The organism is Isoptericola sp. NPDC060257, from assembly GCF_042726645.1.
Lineage (GTDB): Bacteria > Actinomycetota > Actinomycetes > Actinomycetales > Cellulomonadaceae > Isoptericola > Isoptericola nanjingensis.
In genome coordinates this window covers 1-5,109 of the sequence record NZ_JBHXAW010000311.1, presented here as the reverse complement: position 1 = coordinate 5,109, position 5,109 = coordinate 1, and the positions used below count along the sequence as shown (strand labels likewise).

At 74.8% G+C, this 5,109-nt stretch carries 7 protein-coding genes; 1 reads left to right on the top strand and 6 read right to left on the bottom strand.

From position 1 onward, the window contains the following. Both ACFWEK_RS18880 and ACFWEK_RS18875 read right to left on the bottom strand, forming a co-directional pair. On the bottom strand, window positions 1-803 hold an 803-nt coding region (locus tag ACFWEK_RS18880), incomplete at its 3' end, for an alpha/beta fold hydrolase (RefSeq protein ID WP_430555036.1). 58 nt (window positions 804-861) lie between these two features. Then, on the bottom strand, window positions 862-1,059 hold the full coding sequence (locus tag ACFWEK_RS18875; protein WP_430545161.1) for an SPOR domain-containing protein: 198 nt from the start codon (window positions 1,057-1,059) through the stop codon (window positions 862-864). Window positions 1,060-1,087: 28 nt separating this feature from the next. On the opposite strand from ACFWEK_RS18875, the gene ppgK reads away from it, so the two are divergent. After that, on the top strand, window positions 1,088-1,855 hold the full coding sequence (ppgK, locus tag ACFWEK_RS18870; protein WP_430545160.1) for a polyphosphate--glucose phosphotransferase: 768 nt from the start codon (window positions 1,088-1,090) through the stop codon (window positions 1,853-1,855). A gap of 18 nt (window positions 1,856-1,873) precedes the next feature. Here the strand turns inward: ppgK and ACFWEK_RS18865 are convergent, their stop codons facing one another. From ACFWEK_RS18865 to ACFWEK_RS18850, 4 genes are all read right to left on the bottom strand, one after another. Continuing rightward, window positions 1,874-2,263: an STAS domain-containing protein gene (locus ACFWEK_RS18865; RefSeq protein ID WP_430555035.1), complete on the bottom strand. Its 390-nt coding sequence runs from the start codon at window positions 2,261-2,263 to the stop codon at window positions 1,874-1,876. Between the two features lie 190 nt (window positions 2,264-2,453). Next, window positions 2,454-3,677, bottom strand: coding sequence for a hypothetical protein (locus ACFWEK_RS18860; RefSeq protein WP_430555034.1), 1,224 nt, complete (start codon window positions 3,675-3,677; stop codon window positions 2,454-2,456). Continuing rightward, complete coding sequence (locus ACFWEK_RS18855; RefSeq protein ID WP_430555033.1) at window positions 3,665-4,330, bottom strand: response regulator; 666 nt, start codon at window positions 4,328-4,330, stop codon at window positions 3,665-3,667. The genes ACFWEK_RS18860 and ACFWEK_RS18855 overlap by 13 nt, the downstream gene beginning before the upstream one ends. A 39-nt stretch (window positions 4,331-4,369) precedes the next feature. Continuing rightward, on the bottom strand, window positions 4,370-5,109 hold a 740-nt coding region (locus ACFWEK_RS18850; RefSeq protein ID WP_430555032.1), incomplete at its 5' end, for a universal stress protein.

Below are 5,109 nucleotides of genomic sequence, written 5' to 3'. Positions count from 1 at the left end.
GCGTCGGGGACCGCCGTCGAGGCCTCCTCGAGGACCAGCAGCCTCGCTCCCGGGATCTCGCGGGCGAGCGCCTCTCCGTTCCCGACCGGGAAGAACGGGTCGCGGCGGCCGTGCACCACGAGCGTCGGGACCGCGATCTCGCCGAGCCGCTCGCGCCACCGGGGCGTGCAGTCGAGGGCGGCGAAGACCATGCCCTGCTGGTTGGCCGCGTGCACCGCCGGCGCCGTCCCCGGCGTGCGGTCCCAGACCCGACCGGCGACCACGCGCGCCGCGGCAGGGTCGTCGCCGAGGATCTCGGCGCTGCGGGCGGCGTGCTCGGCCACGGCGTCGCGGTCGGACCAGTCCGGCTCCGCCAGCGCGAACAGCCGCCCCATCGCCTCGGCGTCGTGGTCGGGCAGGTCGTCGTCGACCGGGCCCGGCGCGACGGGACGCGTGCCGACCAGGGTCAGCTCCGCGAACGCCCCCGGATGGTCGAGCGCGGCGACCTGGGCGACCATCCCGCCGACGCCGATGCCCGCCAGGTGCGCCGGCCGGTCGTCGAGCTCCCGGGCGATCGCCGCGGCGTCGGTCGCGAGGTCGCGCAGCGTGTAGGCCGGCGCCCCGGGGTCCACGGTCGTGGACGCCCCGGCGTCGCGCAGGTCGTACCGCACCACGTGGCGCCCGCCACGGGCGAGCGTCTCGCAGAGCGCGTCGGGCCAGGACAGCATCGTCGTCCCGCCCGCGCAGAGCACCAGGGGGGCGGCGACGTCCCCGAAGTGCGCCACGCCGTGCGTGACGCCGTTCGCCTCGATCCTCGTCGTCATGCGGGGCCGACCTCGGTCGCGGCGAGGACTCATCGGTCCGCCGCGCGAGGCCCCGCCGTCAGTCCTTGCCGCGCCAGTCGGCGTCGTCGCCCTCCCACTCGTCGTTGCGTCGCTGGGCCGAGTCCAGGGCGTTGCGGGCCGCCTCCCGCGAGGGGTAGGGGCCCATACGGTGGCTCCAGCTGGAGCGGTCGCGGCTCTCCTCGACCTCACCGGTCTTGGTGTTGTACCAGTACTGCACCGGGCTTGTGTCGCTCATAGGACGATCCTGCATCAAGATGGGGCCCATGGTGGAGGCAGCGCAGCCGGTCGCGTTCGGCATCGACATCGGCGGGTCGGGAATCAAGGGGGCGCCGGTCGACCTGGCGACGGGTGAGTTCGCGGACGAGCGCCGCCGCATCCCGACCCCGGAGAGGTCCACCCCGGACGCCGTGGCCGGCGTGCTCGCCGAGCTCGTCGACTCGTTCGAGCTGCCGGCCCACGTGCCGGTCGGCGTCGCCTTCCCCGCCCCGATGGACCATGGCGTCGTCCGGTTCATCGCCAACCTGCACCAGTCGTGGAGGGGCGTCGACCTGCCCGCGCTGGCCAGCGAGGCCACGGGCCGGCAGGTGACCGCTGTCAACGACGCCGACGCCGCCGGTGTCGGCGAGCAGCGGTACGGCGCCGCCCAGGGGCGCGACGGAGTCGTCCTCATGGTCACGCTCGGCACCGGCATCGGTTCGGCGTTGCTCGTGGACGGCGTGCTCGTGCCGAACACGGAGCTGGGCCACCTCGAGATCGACGGGCACGACGCCGAGTCGCGGGCCGCCGAGTCCGCCCGCGAGCGCCACGACCTGTCGTGGCACCAGTGGGCCGAGCGGCTGCAGCGCTACTTCGAGACGGTCGAGATGCTCCTCGCGCCCGAGCTCATCGTCGTCGGCGGAGGGGTGAGCAAGCACCACGAGAAGTTCCTGCCCCTGCTGAACCTGCGGGCGCCGATCATCCCCGCCACCCTGCGCAACCGCGCCGGGATCGTCGGGGCCGCCGCCCTCGCCGCCAGCGGTCGCGACCACTGACGCTCCCGCGTCCGCCCGTCAGCCGGCCAGGCTGTGCGGCGCGGCGGGCGTCGGCGCCGTCGGGGTCGTGGTCCGGGCGAGGATGTTCGCGTCCGGGGGCACGTCGAGGTCGAGCATCCGCAGCACGTCGAGCACCGCGGCCGGCGGACGGTGCAGCGACACCCGCAGGCCCTCGTCCCGGCCGATCCGGCAGAGCTGGACGAGGAACGCGACCCCGGCGGAGTCGATGAACGTCACCCGCGACGTGTCGACGACGACGGGGAGGTCGCGCTCGAACGCCCTCGCGAGCGCCGCGCTCGCCTCGTTGCGCAGGGCGATGTCGATCTCGCCCCACATGTCCACCACGCTCACGTCGGTCCGCTCCACCAGGGCGATTCCCCCGGCCTGCGCCTCGTCGGTGAAAGTCATGCCGCACCTTCGTCCCACGTCCTGCGTCCCTGCGCGCCGCTGTCTCGAGCGCTGCGATCCGGACTCGCGACCTCGTCGTCGCGACGCCCGCAACGCTACACCTCTGCGAACCTCCGGTGGAACCTCACCAGAGACTTTCTTTACCGAGCGTTCACAGAGCCGTTCACGGGGCACCGGGGCCCGACGCCGGTCACGACGCACCGTCCCCGGCCGCGGGGTCCGCGGTGAACGGGAGCCGGAAGGCGAGCCGGCCTCCTCCGTCGGGACCGGCGCCGAGGGCGAGGGTCCCGCCGCGGTACTCGATGCGCTCGAGGTGGCGCCGCAGGCCGTGCAGCTCCGGCGCAGGGTCCGTCGGCCCCGTGCCGTCGTCGTCGACCACGGTGACGAACACCCAGCGGTCGGCGTCGGCGGTGGGCTCGGCGTCCGCACGGACGGTGACCGTCCGCGCCCGGCCGTGCCGGAGGGCGTTGGTCACCGCCTCCTCGACCGTGTAGATCACCACGAGACGCTCCGCCATCGGCATCCGCAGACCCTCCCGGGCCACGAGGTCCCGGTAGCGGTCGCCGAGCTCGATCGACGCGTCGACCTGGGGCGGCAGCCGCCGCAGCAGGACCTCGATCGCCTCCTGGGGGCCGAGGTCGGCGCCCGACGGGAAGACGCTGTGGCTCAGCGAGCGCACGTCCTCCTCGCGGATCTCCTCGATCGTCTCGGCCCAGTGGCGCACCTCGGCGGCACGGTCGTCGTCACCGGCCGACGCCAGCTGCTCGGCGACACGGTCGAGTCCCGCCGTCACCGTCACGAGGTGGAACTGCAGCGTGCCGTGCAGCTGGTCGAACACCAGCCGGCGCACCCGGATCTCCTCGTCCTGCAGCTCCTCCACGGCGCGGGCTGCGCGGAGCGCCTCCTCCTCGCGGCGCTGCTGCTCCGTCCGGGCCTGGTCGACCAGCGACGCGGACAGGAGCCCGGCGGACATCCCGACGACGCCCGCGGCGAGCCCGAGCGTGCCGACGGCCGCGACGTAGGCGCCGCCGGTCGGCGTGCTGCTGATCGCGGTGAGCGCGAGCATCCGTGGCACCGAGGCCACGGCCGAGACGCCCGTGACGACGACGAGCCGGGCAGGCCACCGGCGCGACAGCGGGCGGAAGGCGAGCGTGCCGGCAATGACGACCGCCCCGAACGCCAGGTTCACCACGAGCACGACGACGCCGTCGAGGGTCACCCCGAGAGCGCTGCGCTCGTGCGTGATCGCGGTCTGCAGCCCGCCCCAGCCGGCCCACCCGGCCACGGTCATCAGGGCGTACAGCACGAAGTTGGCCCCGGCGACGGCGACCGCGATCCGCGTCCTGTCCCGCAGCAGGACGGTCTCCGCGGCGCGCCCCCGTGCCGGGGCGACCCGCGCGCTCAGGCCCGCCACGAGCGGCCGGTCTGCTCGAGGAACGCGAGCACCGCGGCGACGCGCCGGTTGTGCTCGGTGCCGTCGACGCCGAGGCGCTGGTAGATCGACTTCAGATGGCTCTCGACCGACCGCTCGTTGATCCCGAGCCGGTCTGCCGTGGCGTGGTTCGACAGTCCCTCGGCCACGAGCCGCAGCACCCCGAACTGGGCGGGCGTCAGCGCGGAGACGGCCGACCCGGGGCGCGGCGTGGAGCGCTGCACGAGGTACGGGTCGAGCACCACCTGCCCCTGCGCCGCCGCCGCGACCGCGCGCACCAGGACGTCGCGCGCGAAGCTCGACCGCTTGGACAGGTAGCTCCACGGGCGGGTCGCCTCGCCCTGCACGGTCGTGAACAGGCCCATCACATCCTCGCTCGACAGCAGCATGACCGCCAGGCGCGGGTCGGCCCGCTGCAGCGCCACCCCGAGCGCCACCCCGTTGCCGTCGGGCAGGTTCACGTCCAGCAGTGCCACGTCGCACGACCCGGGGGTGAAGACCAGCCTCGCCTCGGTCACGCCGGGCACCGAGTGCACCACGCGCAACGACTCCTCGGCCGACAGGGCCTGCTCGAGCATCCCCCGCATGAGGGCCTCGTCCTCGACGATGCCCACACGCGTGCGGGGAGTCACCATGCCGCCGATCGTAGGCAGGGCGCGGTCCTCCCCGCCTGGTCAGTCGCCGTCCGCGCGTCCGCTACCGGCCCGCTCGGACGCGCGCGCCGGGATCAGCACGGGGCAGTGGGACCGTCGCAGCACCGCCTGACTCGTCGAGCCCAGCAGGAGTCCGCGGATCCCGCCTCGTCCGCGAGAGCCGACGACGAGCAGGTCCGCGGCCGCCGAGCTGTCGGCCAGGACGTCGGACGCGTGCCCCTCGACGACGTCGGCGCTCACGCTCAGGTCCGGGTGCTCCGCCCGGAGGCGCGCGACGTCCCGGTCGAGCTCCGCGCGGGCGCCGCCGAGGACCGACTCCCGGAATCCCGGGTCGAGCCAGGGTGAACCGCTCCAGCCGACGAGGGAGACCGCCCGCACGAGCTCGACGGCGGCTCCCCAGGCACGCGCCTGCGCGACGGCGGCCTGCAGCGCGGCCTCCGAGGACGGCGAGCCGTCCACCCCGACGACGACCTTGCCGAAGCGGTCGAGGGAGTCAGCCGCGAGGGAGCCGTCGTCGACCCGCGCCCGCCCCGGCACGACGACCGTGGGGCAGGCCGACCGCACGGGGAGGTTCGCCGAGACCGTGCCGAGCAGCCGCTCCATGAAGCCGCCGGCACCGCGCGCCCCGACGACGACCAGCCCGGACCGCGCCGACCGCTCCGCGAGCGCGGTCGTCGCGTCGGCGATGGTCACCTCGGTCGTCGCGGGCACGCCGGTCGCGACCACCCGCTCGTGCGCGCGAGCCAGCAGGTCCTCGACGT